This window comes from Paenibacillus gansuensis (assembly GCF_042684925.1).
Lineage (GTDB): Bacteria > Bacillota > Bacilli > Paenibacillales > DY6 > Paenibacillus_N > Paenibacillus_N gansuensis.
In genome coordinates this window covers 117,222-136,708 of record NZ_JBHUME010000007.1, presented here as the reverse complement: position 1 = coordinate 136,708, position 19,487 = coordinate 117,222, and the positions used below count along the sequence as shown (strand labels likewise).

General features: G+C 49.7%; 16 protein-coding genes. 1 reads left to right on the top strand and 15 read right to left on the bottom strand.

Translation table 11 applies throughout. The annotated features are described in order from the left end of the window. Positions 1 to 6: 6 nt before the first annotated feature. From ACFSUF_RS08365 to ACFSUF_RS08335, 7 genes are all read right to left on the bottom strand, one after another. Complete coding sequence (locus ACFSUF_RS08365) at positions 7 to 1,068, bottom strand: zinc-binding dehydrogenase (protein WP_377601996.1); 1,062 nt, start codon at positions 1,066 to 1,068, stop codon at positions 7 to 9. A gap of 31 nt (positions 1,069 to 1,099) precedes the next feature. Continuing rightward, positions 1,100 to 1,942, bottom strand: coding sequence for a carbohydrate ABC transporter permease (locus ACFSUF_RS08360; RefSeq protein WP_377601994.1), 843 nt, complete (start codon positions 1,940 to 1,942; stop codon positions 1,100 to 1,102). Continuing rightward, entirely contained in the window at positions 1,936 to 2,793 is an 858-nt protein-coding gene (locus ACFSUF_RS08355) for a carbohydrate ABC transporter permease (RefSeq protein ID WP_377601993.1), read from the bottom strand. The genes ACFSUF_RS08360 and ACFSUF_RS08355 overlap by 7 nt, the downstream gene beginning before the upstream one ends. A gap of 96 nt (positions 2,794 to 2,889) precedes the next feature. Then, positions 2,890 to 4,206: an ABC transporter substrate-binding protein gene (locus ACFSUF_RS08350; RefSeq protein ID WP_377601991.1), complete on the bottom strand. Its 1,317-nt coding sequence runs from the start codon at positions 4,204 to 4,206 to the stop codon at positions 2,890 to 2,892. 95 nt (positions 4,207 to 4,301) lie between these two features. Beyond that, positions 4,302 to 5,327 carry a LacI family DNA-binding transcriptional regulator gene (locus ACFSUF_RS08345; protein WP_377601989.1) on the bottom strand — a complete coding sequence of 342 codons (1,026 nt, stop codon included), beginning with the start codon at positions 5,325 to 5,327 and terminating at the stop codon, positions 4,302 to 4,304. A 109-nt stretch (positions 5,328 to 5,436) separates the two neighbouring features. After that, on the bottom strand, positions 5,437 to 6,105 hold the full coding sequence (gene pgmB / locus ACFSUF_RS08340; RefSeq protein WP_377601987.1) for a beta-phosphoglucomutase: 669 nt from the start codon (positions 6,103 to 6,105) through the stop codon (positions 5,437 to 5,439). A 224-nt stretch (positions 6,106 to 6,329) separates the two neighbouring features. After that, the gene (locus ACFSUF_RS08335; RefSeq protein ID WP_377601985.1) at positions 6,330 to 8,972 is read right to left on the bottom strand and encodes an NPCBM/NEW2 domain-containing protein; all 2,643 of its coding nucleotides are present in this window, start codon (positions 8,970 to 8,972) and stop codon (positions 6,330 to 6,332) included. 590 nt (positions 8,973 to 9,562) lie between these two features. Between ACFSUF_RS08335 and ACFSUF_RS08330 the strand changes: the two genes are divergently transcribed. After that, positions 9,563 to 13,216, top strand: a complete 3,654-nt coding sequence (locus ACFSUF_RS08330; protein WP_377601983.1) for a fibronectin type III domain-containing protein — start codon at positions 9,563 to 9,565, stop codon at positions 13,214 to 13,216. A gap of 61 nt (positions 13,217 to 13,277) precedes the next feature. Here ACFSUF_RS08330 and ACFSUF_RS08325 read toward each other — a convergent pair whose 3' ends face one another. From ACFSUF_RS08325 to ACFSUF_RS08290, 8 genes are all read right to left on the bottom strand, one after another. Next, a complete protein-coding gene (locus ACFSUF_RS08325; protein WP_377601980.1) occupies positions 13,278 to 13,652 on the bottom strand; it encodes a nuclear transport factor 2 family protein in 375 nt (124 codons plus the stop codon). A gap of 177 nt (positions 13,653 to 13,829) precedes the next feature. Beyond that, on the bottom strand, positions 13,830 to 14,744 hold the full coding sequence (locus ACFSUF_RS08320; protein ID WP_377601978.1) for a fumarylacetoacetate hydrolase family protein: 915 nt from the start codon (positions 14,742 to 14,744) through the stop codon (positions 13,830 to 13,832). Positions 14,745 to 14,759: 15 nt separating this feature from the next. Beyond that, positions 14,760 to 15,533, bottom strand: a complete 774-nt coding sequence (locus tag ACFSUF_RS08315; RefSeq protein WP_377601976.1) for an SDR family NAD(P)-dependent oxidoreductase — start codon at positions 15,531 to 15,533, stop codon at positions 14,760 to 14,762. Further along, the gene (locus tag ACFSUF_RS08310) at positions 15,517 to 16,395 is read right to left on the bottom strand and encodes an amidohydrolase family protein (protein WP_377601974.1); all 879 of its coding nucleotides are present in this window, start codon (positions 16,393 to 16,395) and stop codon (positions 15,517 to 15,519) included. Before ACFSUF_RS08310 ends, ACFSUF_RS08315 begins: the two co-directional genes overlap by 17 nt. 15 nt (positions 16,396 to 16,410) lie before the next feature. Next, positions 16,411 to 16,842 carry an L-fucose mutarotase gene (gene fucU, locus ACFSUF_RS08305; RefSeq protein WP_377601971.1) on the bottom strand — a complete coding sequence of 144 codons (432 nt, stop codon included), beginning with the start codon at positions 16,840 to 16,842 and terminating at the stop codon, positions 16,411 to 16,413. After that, positions 16,842 to 17,954 (bottom strand): Gfo/Idh/MocA family protein, encoded by a 1,113-nt coding sequence (locus ACFSUF_RS08300; protein ID WP_377601969.1) that lies wholly within the window; start codon positions 17,952 to 17,954, stop codon positions 16,842 to 16,844. Before ACFSUF_RS08300 ends, fucU begins: the two co-directional genes overlap by 1 nt. 18 nt (positions 17,955 to 17,972) lie before the next feature. Then, the gene (locus ACFSUF_RS08295) at positions 17,973 to 19,133 is read right to left on the bottom strand and encodes a UxaA family hydrolase (protein ID WP_377601967.1); all 1,161 of its coding nucleotides are present in this window, start codon (positions 19,131 to 19,133) and stop codon (positions 17,973 to 17,975) included. Further along, positions 19,126 to 19,482: a UxaA family hydrolase gene (locus ACFSUF_RS08290; protein ID WP_377601965.1), complete on the bottom strand. Its 357-nt coding sequence runs from the start codon at positions 19,480 to 19,482 to the stop codon at positions 19,126 to 19,128. The genes ACFSUF_RS08295 and ACFSUF_RS08290 overlap by 8 nt, the downstream gene beginning before the upstream one ends. Between the last annotated feature and the right edge of the window lie 5 nt (positions 19,483 to 19,487).

The following is a 19,487-nucleotide window of genomic DNA, read 5'->3' as shown; positions in this document are numbered from 1 at the left end:
TTCGTTTTATTGTTCGTCTACAATAATGCCCAATTTAATACTGGATTCGGGATGCTGATCCACATATTCGCAGTAAGCTTCCGCAGACTCCTCAAACGGAACGACCGGCGCCACGATATGCTCGCAATCGATCCATCCGCTGCTAAGCATTTCCCAGCAGACTTCTTCCACCCGTTTGCGGTCCCAGCGCGGATAGTCCGGATTAGGTTCGCTGGCTGCACGGGAGAAAACAATTTTGGCATTATTGAAATGCGCTTCTCTTCCGAAATTCAGTCCACCTTTAAATTCTCTTGCCCAGCCCACATAGGCGATTGTTCCTCCATAAGCAAGGCCCCGCAGTGCGGATTGCAATGCATGAACATTGGCACTGGTTTCGATAATCACATCAACACCCATTTTGTTGGTCGCTTTTTTAAGCTCTAACCCTATATCCTGTGTCATCGAGTCAAAGGCAGCATCGATTCCTGCTTGCAAGGCTACCTCACGGCGAATGGCGATCGGATCGGCAACCGCTACATAACTTGCTCCGGCCCGCTTGGCCATTTGGGCTGCAATCTGTCCGATGGCGCCTAAACCAATGACCGCGACTCTATCGCCGGGGCGGACATTGGCATCCCGCACACCGCTCAAAGCGAACTGGGCCGGATCATAGCACACCGCATTCTTCCAGGACATACCCGCAGGCACTTTTCTTAACCGGAAATTATCCACCGCGTTCACGATATGGGTCTCCCGGATTCCTCCGTAACTGCAAACCATATCCCCTAGGGCATAATCCTTTACGCTTGATCCTACTTCAATAATTTCGCCTACCCACTGATTGCCCAAATTCCATTCGCCGAATTTAACCCCCTTAGCTTCCGAAGGGTCTCTAGGCAGGAACATTTGCCACTCGGGGTCATACTGTTCTTCCAAAAACGGTGTTTCTCCCCTGAAATCGGCCAGCTCCGAACCATGTTTCGGCGAAGCATATTTCACTTTCACCCGGACTTCATTGGGTTGGATCGCTCTGTCTTCATATTCCAGCAATTGGGCTTCTCTTGGCGCTACAGCTACTAATTGTTTCATTGTTTTCCCTCCAGTGTAGTAATGGGTACTGTCACCCTTTTTCTCCGCCCTCGGTAAGGCCTCCGGCGAAATACTTTTCAACGAGACTGAACAAGACAATGACAGGAATGGCCGATAACAGGGATGCAGCCATCATACGGCCCCATACATAGTGTTTAGTATGGAACAAACTGCTTAATCCGATAGGCAGTGTCATGTTCTTCTCGCTTACGATGAAGATTGAGGCAAACAGATAGTCATTCCAGGCAATCATGAACACGTAGATGAACACCGACGCAATAGCCGGAATGGACAGCGGAACGATAATTTTATAGATCACTTGGAAGCGGCTTAAACCGTCAATGATGGCTGCTTCCTCCAAAGATTGGGGAATCGTCCTGAAATAGTTGCCAAGCATATATAATGTTACCGGCATCGTAAGCACCAGATAAGTGATGATCAAAGATAACTTGGTGTCATAAAGACCTGCTAATGTCACCATTTTGTATAAAGGAACGACCAGCAAAATACCGGAGAACATATAGATGAGAAGTACCCCTTTTTGAATAAGGCCGCGCCCTTTGTATTCAAGACGTGCAAAGCTGTAAGCGCCCAACGTACCAATAATGACCGATACCAGAGCGGTAAAGAAAGAAATCTGGAAGCTGTTCATAAAGTACTTCCAGAACGGGAAAATGTCCGGATTTAATACATCCTTAAAATGCTGGAGCGTAAATGTCTTGGGAATCAGATGCGGAACCACTTCCAACGCTTCTTCATTAGGCTTTAAGGCTGTACTTAACATCACAAGAAACGGAAACACGGTTGTGACCACTGTTAATAAAACCAGACAGTAAAGAATGATCCTATTGATGATTTTATTATTCGTTACCATTTCAACACCTTCTTCACTGCAAAGAGTACAAATGCCATAACCAGTACGAACAGCGTAACTGTAATCGCCGCCGCCAAACCGTGATTAAAGGTTGTAAATGCCAGTTCGTAAGTGTATACCCCGACTACCGGCACTTGCCTTGTCAACAGGTAGACATCGTCAAATTTATAGAAGTTCCATATAAATCTAAGGATCATAAGCGATCCCACTACGAAAGTGACCTCGGGGATCGTCACATATCTCAGCTTGTTCCAGCCGTTCGCTCCGTCAATCTCGGCGGCTTCATAAACCGAGTTGTCGATGGATTGCAGCTTGGCCAGAACCATCATGAACGTAAACGGGAACAGGTGCCATATATCGAACAGAGTGACAAGACCCAATGCAGCCTTAGGCGAATCCAGCCAGTCTACATTAGCGCCTAAAATTCCTAACTGCTCGACCAGCGAGTAGTTGACCATTCCATATACCGGATTAAACATATACTGCCACACAAAGACCAATGAAATGATTGGCGCAACATAGGGCAGAAGGATGACGGATCTGAAAATTCGTCTTCCTTTCAGTGCTTGATTTAACATCAAGGCCACTAGAATACCTACAGCGGTAGAACCGATTACGGTACCCAAGGTGAAAATTAATGTGACCCAAATGGAATTCCAGAACGACGGATCGGTCAACAGCGTCACATAGTTATCAAAGCCGATAAACAGGTTTTCACGACGGGGATTCAAAGCGACTTTCTGAAAGCTTAATGTAACGTTGTACACGATCGGATATAGAATAACCAAAGTGATCAAAATCAGGGACGGTGCAATCAACAAATAGCCCAAACGAGCTTCTTTCTGTTTCATGCTCGGTCTCTTTTTCTTAGGAGGACTCATTTCATTAGGAAAGTCCTTGTTCAACGCATCGCTTTGCATAATCTCACTTCCTTTACTTAATGGCGTTTAATGCGCTCTCTTAGCAATTTTCAGCATTTGCCCTTGTGCGTTGTCCGCAGCAGCGTTCACGCTCGATCTTCCTTCGGTAATCTGATTGATAGCTTCACCAATAATAAATTGTGCAGAAATATCCCCCATAGCCGGTTCAATTCTGCCCTTTTCAAAGCCAAATCGTTTCAAATCGTTTAAGCTTGCTGCAATTCTGACAGCCTCGGAACCGAATGCCTGAAGAACCTCATTCTGCAGATAAGCAGGGTCAGCAGCAACTATCTTTCTGGTAGGATTAGCGCCGCCCGGAGACATGTGCAGATACTTAATGTTAGTTTCCTTTTCCATAAGGAACATGGTGAATTTCTTCGCCGCTTCGGACTGCTGCGGACTGATGGTGTTCATAATAGATACCGATGTGATCTGGCCGAAGGTAGCCGCGCTCTTTTTCTCAGGTACGGTAAACCGTGTTTGTTTCACCAGATCCTTATTCGCTGCCAAATCGCCCATCAAATAAGAAGAGTACATCACCATCGGGGCACGTCCGGATAAAAACAATTCACGGGCTTCACGCCAGCTTTCAGCACCGGAAGGCGTAAACTTGGACAGCTTGTTATAGTATTCCAGCGTCTCCTTCATTTCAGGAGAATTGAAATTCACTTCCCCTTTATCGTTAAAGACCTGTGCATTGTTGGACAGGGCAAATTGGCTGAAGGTTTGTTCCGCGAAGTCATCTTTCGTTGTACCGATGACAATGCCGTATTGTTGTTTGGCTGGATTATGGATCGTTTGTGCAGCCTTTAAAATGTTGTCCCATGTAGAAGGAGGCTGCAATCCTTTTTCTTTAAACAATTTTTCGTTATACCAGATGCCTTGGACCCATCCTGAAATCGGCACGCCGTAATAACCTTGCTGGTCGGTTGTCCGCATAGTGTTTAATGCACCCGTGTAGAAAGTGTCGGGCCCCAATTGCTTAATGATCGCTTGATGGGCTGCATTATCCGTCACTTCTTCCGCGCCGAGAAACAGCATTTGATCGATGCCGCCTTCTATGAGGGCAGGCAATCGGTCGGCGCCCATAGCCGCCGAGATTTTGCTTGGAAAATTCTCCTCGGGAACCGGAACCTGTTGAACACGGATGCCCGGGTTTTTCGCTTCAAAGCTTTGAATTAAAGATTTAAGCTGTTCCACACGCTCTTCTTCCGTTTGGGTATGCCAGTACTGAATGTTGACTATACCATTTTTATCCACCCCGGATTGATCCGACCGGGCGCATCCCGCAAGGAAAATTGCAGATAATATACCGATGCAAAGGATTGAAATTATTTTTTTCATAAGTAGCCTCCCGTCTCCAAAAACGTTTTTGTAAATTCTCAAGGCAAAACGGCTGACGCCGTCCTTAAGTGAAACCTCGTTTCCATCCGCTATCATTAGCTCTTTTTGCAAATGGCCGTTGATTTCCTGACGATAAGCTCGCATGGAAGCACAACGTGCTGGCATATCGGGTCCTTACCGTCGATAAGATTTAAAAGAACTTCTGCAGCTACCGTTCCGAGCTTATACTTCTCCTGACGCACGGTAGTCAATGCCGGCTGGGCATAAACCGCCTCTCGTATGTCGTCGAAGCCGATCACGGAAACATCTTCCGGAACCCGGTACCCCATCTCATTCAGGGTTTGCATCGCCGCAATCGCCATCTCATCGCTGGCTGCAATGAATGCCGTAATTTGTTTGCCGCGCTCCATCAGCTTGCGGGTTTCTTCCGCCGCCCTGGATTTTTCAAAGTAACCCAGTGTAATCAGCGAAGGATCAAACCCGATTTTATGGTCCATCAGCGCCTGCTGATAACCTCTAAGCCGGTCATAGCTTGTTTTGCTGATTTCATCTCCGCCTATAAAGGCTATGCCGGTATGGCCAAGCGAGATCAAATGCTCCACTGCAGCACGGGTACCGTTGAAATTATCGGATTCGACATACCCGCATTTTACGCCGGACAAAGGGATGTCTATCGCGGTGCAAGGGATTCCGCTTTCCTGAAGTTCAAGCATATGCTCGTCCCTCTTTTTACCTTCCCCTGTCAGAAGCAGAACTATACCATCGACACTTCTTTCCCGGCTTAACGTTGTATAGGTGCCTCTTTCTCTTTTCTGATTCGTGAAGATCAGCATGTCATAGCCTGCATTCCCCACCACTTCCCTGACCGCCGAAATGACGTCCTGAAAGAAGGGGTGATCAAACCCGGAGTTGATTTTGTTGCCGAAAAAAACGCCGATCGTATTTGTTTTTTTCTGAACCAGGCTCCTGGCCACCGCATTGGGATAATAGTTAAGCTCCTTGGCAATTCGGAATATCTTTTCTTTGGTTTTCGGATTCACATCCGTATAGTTGTTCAATGTCCTGGAAACAGTGGAAATCGATACTCCCGCTTTTTGCGCTATGTCTTTGATTGATACCATGGTTATGACCTTCCCTCTAACCGAAAACGTTTTTGGTTACGTTTGCATGATTATATCAATTTGACATTTCCGGGTCAAGCGAACACACTTTCCTTTAATTCAAGATTTATTATGAATGATGGTAACGTTTTTTGATTTCGGGCCAAGAAAGAAGGCTTGTATTTTCAACTAGATAGTCGGCTTTGCCTAATAATTGCGGCTTCCCTACTCCAACAGCGAACATTCCCGCTCCTTGAATAGCCTCAATCCCCGCCTCCGCATCTTCAACGCCTATGCATCGGCTGCTTGGAACCTGCAGTGCCTCTGCCGCTTTGAGGAAGATTTCCGGATCCGGTTTGCCTTTGCTGACAGTGGAGGAATCCACGATATAGTCAAAATACTCGGCGATTTTCAGGCTTCCTACGACTTCAAACGCATTTTTACTTGCAGACGCCATGCCGATCTTGATACCGTCTTGCCTTATATCAACCAGAAGCTGTTTGATTCCCGGCAGGATATCGTCCGGAGTGACCCGCTTGATTAAGCGTTTATATTGCTCGTTTTTACGGGTTGCAAGCTTCTCCTTCTCCTGTTCGGTAAAGTCGTCCTGCCTGTTGCCGTGGCGAAGAAGCCTCTCCAACGATTCCATGCGGCTAACGCCTTTTAACTGCTCGTTAAACTCCTCATCGATCGCGATTCCGATACTTTCGCCAAGCTCCTTCCACGCCTCATAATGATAAGCGGCTGTGTCTGTTATGACGCCATCCAGATCAAAAATTACGGCCTCAACGGATTTCATCTGTGCTGTTCTCCTTTATTCGTTTAATTTAAAACCATTCATATCATACTATATTACAAAAACGTTTTAAATAACCGGAGTGCCTATTGTGAATATATCCCAATACCCTTTAGCCCCTTTCCTTGGTTTTGACGGTACATCTTCTATGGAGCAGATGCCAGGCATTGCAATAACAGCAAACGTCCGCTCCTTCGAGGAGACGGACGTTTACCTTGAGAACTTGCTTATTCCGGATAGAGGATGCGAGCATCTCCCCAATCCGCATGATCCCAATCCCCGCCGGCGCTGCCGTTGGTTACAACGAGCTTTAGTTCATTTACGCCGCTGATATCTAAGTCGATGAACTGCGTCTCAGAAGTTGCCGTCATGATACCGCTATCGAACGCCTTGACTCCGTCCAGCCACACCTCGAAGCTGACTTCTCCGTTGCCGTAAGTCTCATCATCGACGCCCACGGCCGATTGAAAGCGGGCATATTCTCCGCCGAGCGTGTAGACGATCGTCGATGCAGCATGCGTACCCAACCCTTTGGCATATACAACATCGTTCAGTGTGATCGGTTTGCCATCGGATGATTTATCCCTCTGGATATTGCCCCAGCCCGCTACACCGTAATCCCAGTTATAATCACTAAGATAGACTGTGGATGATGCCGGAGGAGCCAGAACGGCAGTCACTTCGTTGCTTGCGTCGGAGAGATTGCCCGCCGCGTCTTTCGCTTTCACCGTAAACGTACTTGCTGTTCCCGGAATCAGCCCGTTCACTGTGTAGGAAGTCTCCGCCGCACCGGACGTCGTCCCGATCTGGTTGCCGTTGCGGTAAACAATGTAACCCGTAACCGCTTTGTTATCTGCTGAAGCCGTCCAAGTCAGACTGGCACTGGTACCGGTTACGGCACCTACCGTCAGTCCGACCGGTGCCGTTGGCGCCGTCGAATCAGGAAGCTCCGTCGTTACACTAAGTGAGGGGCTGGCATCCGATACGTTACCCGCCGCATCACGGGATCGCAGCGTGATGTTGTATGTCGTAGCCGGTGACAAGCCCTTGATCGTGTAGGAAGTCTCACCTGGTTCTGTAGAGCCTGCAAGTATTCCGTCCTTATACACTTCATAAGCGACCACACCTATATTGTCGGCAGCGGGACTCCAGAGTAATGTAATCGTCTCATCGGTTTGGGATGGGGACGCGAGATTCGTAGGTACTGTCGGATTCTGCGTGTCCGTCCGGGTCGGACTAACCAGAACGAACTTCTCTTTTATGTTAGAACGTCCTTCATTATCCCACACGACAAGCGTCACCCTATAAAACCCCGCTTTTTCGTAAACGTAGGTCGGATTGGAGGAAGCGCTCGGCAAACCAGCCCCGAAATCCCACAAATAGGTCGAGATCGAACCGTTATCCGTCGAAGTGCTTTTAAACGTAACCGGTTCACCCACGCGAACAGTGACGGGATTTGTAAAGCCGGCAATGGGTTTCGGATTGATGAATCCGCGCGAGACAGGTTGAGTATTGTCACCGTTCTTGTAAACTATGTTCCCTGACCATTCCAGATGCTGCGCTGCCGCCGGATAAGGATCCATCGTCACGCCTTTGTTGCGGTAAATAAGGTTATTCGTGAAGCTGAGCTTGTCAACGCCGGGCGCGCCCGTGATTTCGATAGCCTTGCGTCCGTTGTTGGCGATGAGGTTGCTGTCGAACGACAGGTTCTCCGAGTTGCCGTGAATGCGAACGCCGTTACCCTCGTACCCTGGATAAGCAGCTTTTGGATTGCCGAGCTGCGTGTTAATAAAAGAGTTTTTGTAAAAGTATTGGAACTGTTCGGTTTCGCTAGAGCCTGCGCCTTGAAGCTGCATGCCCCACATGACCATGTTCTTGACGACGTTATATCCCCACAATTGGTGGCCCGTCCCCGGCGATTGCTGAATTCCTACTTGTTGGCCGCCGTCTACCACATTGTCTGTTGTTACAGCATTCTCCGCCATGATTTCGAGACCGATGGAACCTACACGTCCGTCGGTCGGATGAACGAGATTCCGGCGCACCGCAATATTCTTGGAACGAACTGCACTGATCCAGAAATCGACTTGATTATCCTCGATAATGGAATTATCCGTATTTGTGTGGAGCTCGATGGACAATCCGTGTTCCTTTAAGCCGGAGCCCGTGATTTTGTTGAAACGGACGATGGCTCCGGAGCTTCCGTCGTTGATAAGAATGCCTCCGCGTCCGGTATTCGCGATGACATTACGTTCAACCGTAACGTTTTTCGAATCCCAGCCGGCGCGAACTGCTGCGCCCCAAATGGAGCCTGCTCCGATATTAGAAACATGATTGTCCGTTACCCGAACGTTGTTGGAACCGATCACGTAAAGTGCGTGAGGACCGAACCCTTCTACCGCCGCGAAATCCTTGACCTTCAAACCGCTCATTTCGTTATTGCCTCCGAACTCGGAGACTGCCGCCGACATGGCAAGCAAGCTGTTATTACCGTCCAGCGTCAGGTTCTTGATGGATGCGTTCGTCACATTGTAGAAATAGAACATATACGTTTCTGAGTTGTCCAGGTACTTGATAATGGTGTTATCACGCGATTCTCCCCGAATGGTAACGCCCGTCTTTCCTCGCACGGTACCGGCAAGATAATACGTTCCGTTCGGAACGAGTACCGTATCCCCCGAAGATGCAGCGTCGACCGCCGCTTGAATCGCGGCTTTGTCATCAATCGCGTCCGTTCCGTTCGCCCCGTAATCAGTAACGGACAATGTGGCCGGTGCGGCGGCGTTTCCAGTCAGCGGAATTGCTGTGAGAACCATGACCAGCGACAAAAATAAGCTGATAACAGTTCTGGTGGATGACCTGATCTTCATTGTTTGATCCATCTCCTTCAAGCTAGAATGATCGGCTCTCTTTAGAAGAACTGACAATTCTATAGTGCATGAATAAAGGCTCTGCGTTTACTGTCCAATGCACGGATCGTTTATGATGGAACTATTACTTTTATACATTGCTATGACTTTAGAGCGGTTAAGGAGTTAACTGAACACAGGCGGGACGCTTGCCTTAATCAAATGAAAAGGGCTTTACTTCCTGAACTCCGGTGAACGAAAAAACCAAAACCGCTATATCGAATTATCAGCCTTCCAATGTCCTCCTTGATTCCCAACGTTCCCTTCCGTCCCAAGCGGCTTTTTCAGCTGCTAAACAAAGAACTGTTTCAAGAAGCAAATTCGCTTATGGTACCTTCAGAACGTTTCTTAGACACTTTCGCATTATTCATAGTTCTGTACAGATGATTTCTTGAAATGAACAGTAGAGCCCAAAGGTCTCCATATCATACAGTTGAGAAAAGGAGGTGAAAGCATTTTTCTTTAAGAAGCTGTGCTAAAAGACACTGAGAAACACGACATCAAGGAGGAAATGCAGACGAAACGAAAACAAAGCGAGGAGATGAAATTTAGTGATTGGAAAAAGCATGAAACGAAGAAAACGTATTGCCAGTGTATTGATGGCAATGTCTATTTTGTTCCCGATCCTTCCCATATCGCCCGCATCTGCCGCCACACTAAGCGTAACTGCTTATGGTGCAAACGGAGGAGACACCTCGGATGACCTGCAAGGGATTACCAACGCGATTTCGGCTGCGGCCAGCGGGGATACCGTATATTTTCCGTCAGGCACTTACTATATTACGGGAACGATTGCGGCTAAATCGGGTGTCAAGCTGATCGGTCAGAGCAAAGATACAACAATCATTAAGTACAGCGGAACGACGGATAACAACATGATTACTCTAAGCAATACAACTGGGGTTGAGGTAGCTCAATTGACGCTCGACGGAAATAATAATACGCACGTGGTCTCGGGAATTTGGGGAGAGCCCGGAGGCAGCCATAATATACATCATAATATCATTAAAGATCTGATTAAATCGGACGGATTCGCGCCGTTCGGCGTCTTATTATCCGCAACGAACAACTCCATTATCGCGGATAACACTTTCACGAATATTGGTGTCAATTCTACTTGGGGAGGCGCGATCCGGGCGGGTTGGGACTCGAACAATACGCAAATCCTTCGCAACACGATCACCAATACCGGTCGCGGGGGCATCTTCGCTAACGATAATTGCAGCGGCGTCGTGGTTAAGGGCAATACGGTAATGGGTTCGGGTTTGCATGAACACGGACTGGCGATCGAACTCCATACGAATTGTAACAATTCCGTTATTGAGGACAATACCACGGATCACTGGATCAGCGCTGTTCGTTCCTCTTATGTCGCAGTGAGACGGAATACGGTGCATACAACCGATGGTACCGTACAAGGGATGGGACTTGAAGTCATGGTCGACCATGGCGTCACTACCGATAACCTGGTGGACGGCGGCCAACAAGTCGGCATGCAGCAATCTCCCGGCACCGGATATCAATACTGGGGCTATAACACAATCCAGAACATGGTCATGTGGGGAATGCAGCTGCAAGGTGAAGGCACAGGTGCAATGGAGCAATTCCAGTATTTCTACAAAAACATTTTTCGGAACGGAGCGGCTGGCCATCCCGCTGCCGCATATCCCGGTTATGACGGAAATGCGATCCGCATTCACGGAAATTCACAGAACTTAACTTTCGATAGCAACCAGATTATTAATAACGGCAGGAAAGGAATTGAGATTACCAACGCTGCCGGTGTAGACCGCCTTAGCTTCATTAATAATATTATTACGGGTAACGGCGGAGCTTCCATTGATCAATATCCGTCGTCCGCTTCCCATCTGGAATGGAGCAACAATACGGTAAGCGGCAATGGCACGAACACGCAATTGACCAGCCGCGGCTTCAGCAATCCGAAACCGGTTGCAAACTTTAGCGCGCCGCTTAGTGTGCAGCTCGGACAGCCGATTACGTTCACGAATGCGTCCACGGATAACGGGTCGATATCTGAAAACCTATGGGATCTCGGCGAAGGTCCTCCGGTAAATACGGTCAGCCCGACTTATACTTACCAAAAAGCAGGCACCTATCGCGTTACTCTTGTTGTTTGGGATAATGAAGGACGCGCAAGCTTGAAAGAGCAGACCGTCAACGTTTATGCCGGGCCGCCGGATACGCAGGCACCAACGGCACCTGCATTGTCTTCCCCATCCAAGTCCAATGTTACGGTGGATCTCTCTTGGTCCGGTTCAACCGATAACGTCGGAGTTATCGGCTATGACATTTACAAGAACGGTACTTTGGCAGGCTCCACATCCGGTGCCGGCGCAACTACGTTTACGGTTACGGGGCTAACGCCCAGCACAGCTTACAGCTTCACGGTCAAAGCGAAGGATGCCGCGAACAACGTATCGGCTGCCAGCAATACGCTGAGCGTGACAACGGCTGCAGGCGATACGCAGGCTCCGACGACTCCCGCCAACTTAGCCTCGACAGGAAAGACGGATACAAGTGTAAGCTTGACCTGGTCGGCATCGTCTGACAATGTGGGCGTTACTGGTTACAATGTATACTATGGAACGACACTTGCCGGTTCAACGACCGGTCCGAGCGCTACCAACTTCACGGCAAGCGGACTAGCGCCAAATACGGCTTATACCTTTACGGTCAAAGCGAAGGATGCTTCGAATAACGTCTCCGCAGCGAGCAATTCCGTAACGGTAACCACGGATCCTCTCGCCAACTGGGTCCAATGCGCGGGCGAGAACAATACATGCAGCTTCACAGGCACGAAGCAAGTTCGCTTCGGCGCGAACGGGAGCTATTTCTATGGAACTTATACAAACTCAGTTATGTGTTCTACGAACCAATTCGGTGATCCGGCTCCAGGATCCTATAAGACATGCGAAGTGAACCTGGCCGGTACCGGCGGCGGAGGCGATTCACAGGCTCCTACGGCTCCGTCCGGCTTGACGGCTCCGTCCAAAACGGACACAAGCGTAAATCTATCCTGGACGGCTTCAACGGATAACGTTGCCGTTACCGGATATGATGTATACAGAGGCACAACGCTTGTCGGATCCACGACATCTGCTACGACGTTTAATGTGACTGGTCTTACGGCAAGCACAGCATATAGCTTCACAGTCAAAGCGAAAGATGCGGCGGGCAACGTTTCCGCGGCGAGTAATACAGTAAGCGTCACGACGAACGCAGGATCAGGCGCTAACTGGGTGTATTGCGCCAGCGAGAATGGTACCTGCACCTTCTCCGGCACGAAGGAAGTACGTTACGGCGCGAATGGAAGCTACAATTACGGAACGTTTACAAATTCCGTCAGCTGCAGTAACGGCACTTTCGGTGACCCGATTCCTGGTATCGGAAAATCCTGCGAAGTAAACACGGGCACCAGCGGCGGAGGCGATACACAAGCTCCAACGGCGCCTTCGAGCTTGACTTCACCTTCCAAAACCAGCACAAGTGTAAGCCTGTCCTGGTCAGCCTCGACCGATAACATCGGTGTTACCGGTTATGACGTGTATAATGGCTCCACGCTTGCGGGCTCCACATCCGGAACAACCTTCACAGTGAGCGGTTTGACCGCGAATACGGCTTATACCTTTACTGTCAAAGCCAAGGATGCGGCTAACAACGTATCGTCAGCAAGCAATGCATTAAGCGTTACGACCAATGCTTCCGGCGGCGGCAGCGGAAGCGTAACAAGAGAGTACTGGACGGGAATTTCCGGTACGTCCATTTCAAGTATCCCGACCGGCACTACGCCTTCCGGAACTTCCACGCTCACGACTTTGGAAGGACCAACGAACTGGGGCGACAACTATGGAACCCGGATCCGCGGCTACATCACTCCGACGACAACCGGATCCTATACGTTCTACGTCTCAGGCGATGACGAGTGCCAATTGTTCCTGAGCACGAACAACAGCCCGTCGAATAAATCCATGATCGCTAACGTCTACGAATACACCGGCGTCAGGGAATGGAATAAGTTCACGACCCAGCAATCCGCGGCCGTTACGCTTACCGCGGGGCAAGCTTACTACTTTGAGGTGCTCCATAAAGAGGGTGCCGGCGGCGATAATCTCGCGGTTGGCTGGACTGGACCGGGCATCAGTACGATCACCGTTATCGGTTCTTCTAATTTATCGGCATACTGATTCAGGTTTCTTTACCAAGACACTTAAAGCAGAACCACCGCTTTAAGTGTCTTTTTGCTCATCAAAACATCCCGTTCTCATTCGGAGAATTGTCTGGAATGGGCTGCCCCACATCCCAAAGCTCAACAATAAGACCGTCATGGAAACGGAACATATGAACCACAGCTCCCCCAAGATCATCATGATTCTGCTTTACATGTGAATGCACGGCAACAGTATTTCCCTCTTCGATGGCATGTTTGATCACAAGCGTCTTGTTCGGATTCTTTGCTGCATTCTCCTCCATCGCGAGCTTTAGAGAATCAACATCCCCGCGAAAATAGGGATTATGGTGACGGAAATCGGGATCTATGTAACGCTCGTATGCTTCTTGCACTTTCCCTAATGCTACTAATTGCAAAAAAGACACAGCCTTCTCTTTGAGTGATATCGTCATTTCAGTCATCCTTTCTTTGTAAGGGGTTCACATCATGAATTAAATTAGAAACATATTGTTAATATAGCATGTTTTCGAAGATGACTATAGTTTACTGTCCTATTGGCATAACAAAGCTGCCGTTCTATTTGAGCGGCAGCTTTGTAAGTGTCAATTACTGTATATATCCGATAGGGTCTAACGGCTTTCCGATACCATACGATTCGTCAAAGATCCCAGCTTCTCGATCTCGATAGTGACCGTGTCGCCCTCCCGGAGATAGACCTGCTTCTCCGGCGGATAACCCAGCACAACACCTTCAGGTGTCCCTGTCAAAATAATATCGCCGGGACTTAACGTCATATGCTGTGAAATATAGCTGACGATTTCATCAATATGGAAGATCATGTCCGACGTGTTGGAATGTTGGCGCACTTCCCCATTCACAGTACACTTAATGTCAAGCGAATTCGGGTCGCCCACTTCATCCGCAGTGACAAGATACGGTCCCAGCGGAGAGAATTTATCGCACGATTTCCCCAGAAGCCATTGCGCTGTGCGCATTTGCAGATCGCGCGCGGATAAGTCGTTCACCGCACAATATCCAAATACATAATCAAGCGCTTCTTCCTTCGCTACATACTTGGCACTCCTGCCGATCACGATGACGAGCTCCGCTTCATAATCGACTTTGTCCGTCACTCTCGGCAGCGGGATGTCGTCTCCATGACCGGCTAAAGTATTATTGAATTTGTTAAAAAGAATCGGATATTCCGGAATGGGCGCATTCGTTTCTTCCGCATGTTTGCGGTAATTTAGTCCGACACAGATGATTTTGCCAGGAGCCGTCACGCATGGAGCCCAAGTTAATTGTTCTTCATTTAACCAGAGGAAAGGCAGCTCTCCTCCTCTTTTCTCCACTTCCTCCATGTAAACTTGCAGCGCCTGCACTGCCGCGGTTCCGCCTTCGATCGCTTCATGCACCGTGGAAGGTACGCGAATCCCCGCAGAGGCCTGAACGGCTGCGAGTGCAGAGGCTATATCCAGCACGCCGTTCTTCGTGTTCACACCGAATTTTACGATACCATTGTCTATGAAATTTAACAGTTTCATTATGATTACAGCTCCTTAAGCATTTTTCCCGAACACTACGCCGCCGTCAATATATAAAGGGGAACCCATCATGAATTTCGACTCGTCCGACGCAAGGAATAAAGCGGCTAGCGCCACATCCTCAGGCTTGCCCAGCTCCTCGCTTAATTGGCGTTTTTTGATGCCGTGAAGCGCCTCTTCGGGATTGTCGTATGAGGTTTTCAGATATTGTTCAACAAACGGAGTCAATATTGTTCCCGGCAGCAGCGCATTCACCCGGATGCCATACGGCGCATAATCCACCTGCATGGACTTGGTAAGCGACAGCACCGCCCCTTTGGTTGCCGAATAGGAAGCCCTTCGCGCTAAACCGATTTCCGCAATGCAAGAGGACATGTTAATGATAACCCCGAATTTCTGATTCATCATATGCGGCAGCACCATTTTGCTGGGAAGGTACACTCCCCGGATATTGACGTTGATGACCCGGTCCCACGCCTCGGGCTCCACTTCGTGGACGGCCCCCACTCCGCTGATGCCAGCATTGTTGAACAATACGTCGATTTTGCCGAAAGCAGCCAGCGCTTGATCGACGACTCCCCGGATCGATTCCGGATCCGTCACATCGCCCTGAAGAAATAAGGCCGATCCTCCAGCTTGAACAATCTCCTCCGCTGTTTCGCGTCCTTTGGTCTCATCCAGGTCGTTCACAACAACCGACGCGCCCTCCCGCGCGAATAACAGCGCGGAGCTTTTGCCGATACCTGATCCAGAGCCTGTAATAAGAACTACTTTATTTTTTAATCGCATCCGCATCATCCTCCGCAACATCGAGCTTTATTTTGTAGAACCTGCGGGCATTCTCCCCGAATACGTTCGCCTTTTGCTGGTCTGTCCAATCGTCCGGCAGGGTGTCAAGCGCTGCATGCAGCACCTCTTCATAACTGGCTGCCAGCAGGCAAACCGGCCAATCGCTGCCGAACATCACCCGCTCAGGGCCAAAGATCCGGCACACTTCCCTGACATAGGGCGTGATCTGATCTACTGTCCAATGCCGATGATCCGCTTCCGTAACCAACCCGGAAAGTTTGCAATATACGTTGGGTAATGCGCCCGCGGCTTCCATCCACTCCAGCCACGGCTCTGTGACGCGGCCCGCAATGTCCGGTTTTGCGCAATGATTGATGACGGCCCTCAAGCCCGGTGTCTGTTCCAATAATGTCACGACATACGGCAAGTGCTGCGTCTTGACAAGCAGCTCCAAAACAACATCCCGGTTTGCAAGAATCCGGGCGGATTGCAATACGCGTTCGCGAACAATATAAGCGTTGTCGTCCAAGTCCTGCAGCATTGGGCGGATTCCCAGTAAATAAGGTGACTGGAGCAGACGGTCCAAGTCCTCGGCAAAGGTACTGGATTCAAGATCCAGCCAGCCGACCGCACCGGCCAAGGTCGGTTCCCGTTCGCATAAAGACAGAAGAAAGTCAGTCTCCTCCACGGTAGGTGCAGCCTGCACAACAATGGAAGCAGCGAAACCATGTTTATCGAGTTCCTTCCGGAGATCCTCCGGCATGTAGTCGTTGTATAAAACACCTGTCTCGGGTGTCAACCAGCCGTAATCCCCTCTGGAAATCCGCCAATAATGCTGGTGTGCATCGATTTTCAATGTCATGGGACTCTACCGCCTTTACCGGAAAGTTACCAAACCTTTTTTCAATATCAAATTCGCATACTGTGCCGTTTCCCCGGTCGCAACAACCGCAAAGGCCTGCTTTGCCCGCTCATAAAAAGCGAATCTCTCCACATATTCGAACGAGATGCCGCTCTCATGCCGATGCACAGTGTCCCGGTATTCGTCCCAGATGGATGGCGTAACCGGATCTCCCGTTACGACCTGCATAAGGGTGACCGGTCTTTCCACATAACGGTCCAGCGGATAAAACTGCAAAATAGCGTCCAGCAGTTCGATTGCTCCCAGCCCGTCTGCCCGAATCAGCCTCCTGGCAGTTGAAGCTGCCGGAAAATGACCGTCCGCAATGACCAACTCATCGCCGTGCCCCATTTCGCTCATCGTCTTCAGCAGCTCCGGCGAGAGAATCGGCGGAATTCCTTTCAGCATCAGCGCTTCCCCTCCTGTTCGATTTCGGCTAGCGTCACCGGCCGGTTCTCATCCATGGAACGATACGCGCCGAAAACCATTTGCAGTGTTTTCAAATTATCTTCGACACTGTTCTCCGGTTCCCGGTCCTCCTCAATGGCACGCATCAGTTCGCCCATCGTGCCGGCAAACGCATGCGGAAACCATTTGCCGTGCAGCCTGGGGGTAAACCAATAATCCGGATGTATGCGTTTGGAATAATAACTTAACGTATCTTCACGGCCGACCGGGTAATTATACAACGAGCCGTTCGTTCCTTTGATGATGCCCTCGGTTCCTTCAAAACGAAAGGTAGCGTACCAATCGTCTTCTCCGGCAATATGATTGTGATTATCATGAATCAGGCCTCTCGCTTCCCCCGGCAATTTGATGTGCAGCAGCGTCCGGGTCTCTCCGGCTACTTGCTGTCCGGGAAATCGCGCTCCGTCGGCATACACATACTCCGGCGTTCCGAACAGGTAACGGATGGAATCCATGTAATGAATGCTATGGTACATGAATTCCAAGGTTGGCATCGTTCTCAGCCATTCCCAACTCGCAAACTCTTGTTTTACGTTTACGGCAATCGAAGCTTGTGTCAGCTCGCCAAGCCATCCCCGCTGAATGATCGTCCGGCTTGCCTGGATGGAAGGCGACCATCGCATCTGTTGATTGACAGCGGCTTTCACGCCGCTTGATTTCACCGCCTCGGCCACCTTTACTGCATCCGCGTAGTTCTCTGCCAACGGTTTCTGGCACAGCATATGCTTTCCTGCAGCCGCAGCTTGTTCAGCGAGTGTAGGCTGAATGCTTGCCGGCACGGCGAAATCCACAACGGTTACTTCCCTGTCGGCTAACAATTCATCGTAACTCCCGTAAACTTTGCCGATCCCATGGGTACTAGCCAGTTTCTCCGCTTTCTCGCGGTTCACATCGTAGATGCCTTTCACTGCCAGACCGTTCTCCGCATAAGCGGGCAGGTGGCAGGCACTGATAATCTCTCCGGCGCCGACGATCGCGATGCCCATTCCCTTGTTTTTCGGCAGCGCCGGTTTATAGTTTAAATCCAGCCAGGGGGCGGACGGGCTGTTCATAAAGCTTCTCCTCCACTATTACAGGCTTGGTCCAATACGGTTAATGCTAAATTCCTGATGCCCGAGCACTTCAGCCTTCGTCAGTTTTCCATCCGCGACCTCGCAGATTTCCTGCCATATGCGTTCGCCTGCTTTATCCAGGCTTAGCTTACCGGTTAGCATATCGCTGACGTCGACATCCATGTTGTCCTCCATGTTCAGGAACGTCCTCTTGTTGCCTGTGATTTTAATGACAGGAACTACGGCCGAACCCGTAGGTGTACCTCTGCCTGTTGTGAAGCAGACGATGTGGACACCACCGGCTGCCATGCCGGAAACACATTCGATGTCATTCCCCGGCGAATCCATGAAGTACAATCCTTGCTCCGGGATATGCTCCGCATATTCAATAATGCCTCGGATGGGAGCCGTTCCGCATTTGCTGATGCAGCCTAATGACTTCTCTTCTATGGTGGACAGCCCTCCGGCGATATTCCCCGGGCTCGGGTTCCCTCCGCGCATATCCGCTCCCATCCGTTCGACTTCTTTCTCAAACCGGTCTACGATCGTATACAGCTGCTCTTCAATTTGCGGTGTATAACAGCGCTTTGCAAGCACGTGTTCCGCGCCGATAATTTCCGTCGTCTCACCGATGACAACGCTTCCACCTTTGTCAATCAATTCGTCTGCCGCAACACCCAGTGCCGGATTGGAAGCAAGCCCCGAGGTAGCATCGGATCCGCCGCATTTCACTGCGACTTTTAATTTGTTTAAAGGAACCGGCACTTTAAGCTGCTGCTCTAATTCGGCCATCATTTGCTTAGCTAACTCCACTCCATGGGCTATGGCTTTTACGGAACCTCCCACGGATTGAATATCGAACGCAACTACGGGTTTACCGGTAACTCTAATCGCTTCTTTCAGCGCAACCGGATCCACTACTTCACAGCCTAAACTGATAATGATGACCCCGCCTACGTTCGGATTCTTTCCCGTTCCCGCCAGCACATCAAATGTTCGATCCTTATCGGATCCGATCTGGCTGCAGCCGTGTTGATGCGGAATGGCGATCGTTCCCGGAACGAGCTGCGAAATGCGTGTGCACACTTGATTGGCACAGATCACGGTCGGAATAATTAGAAGATGATTTCGGATTCCAATTTCGCCGTTGGAACGTTCATATCCCATAATGCTATTCATTGGCCGCCTCCTTACTTTGGTTGCTTACCGCCTGTTCCTGCTTTGCTTTGTCTCCGCGGCCCCGTATGCCTTCCATGTTATGAACATGGACATGTCCGCCCGTTTCAATACCGGTCAAAGCTCTGCCGATGACTTCGCCGTATTTACGGACCTCCGTGCCCGAGGCAATCGGGCCAATCGCGATTTTGTGGCCAAACGGAATCGCATCAGCTGCTATGACGGTCTTTATACTCTCCCCCATCCGGAAGCGTACCGTATCCCCAGAGGCCAAATCTTTCAATGCCGTCGCCACATGATCGTTCTGTTCCATAACGAGAGCATCAGCTTCGTCTTCAAAATGATGCTGCAACTTGA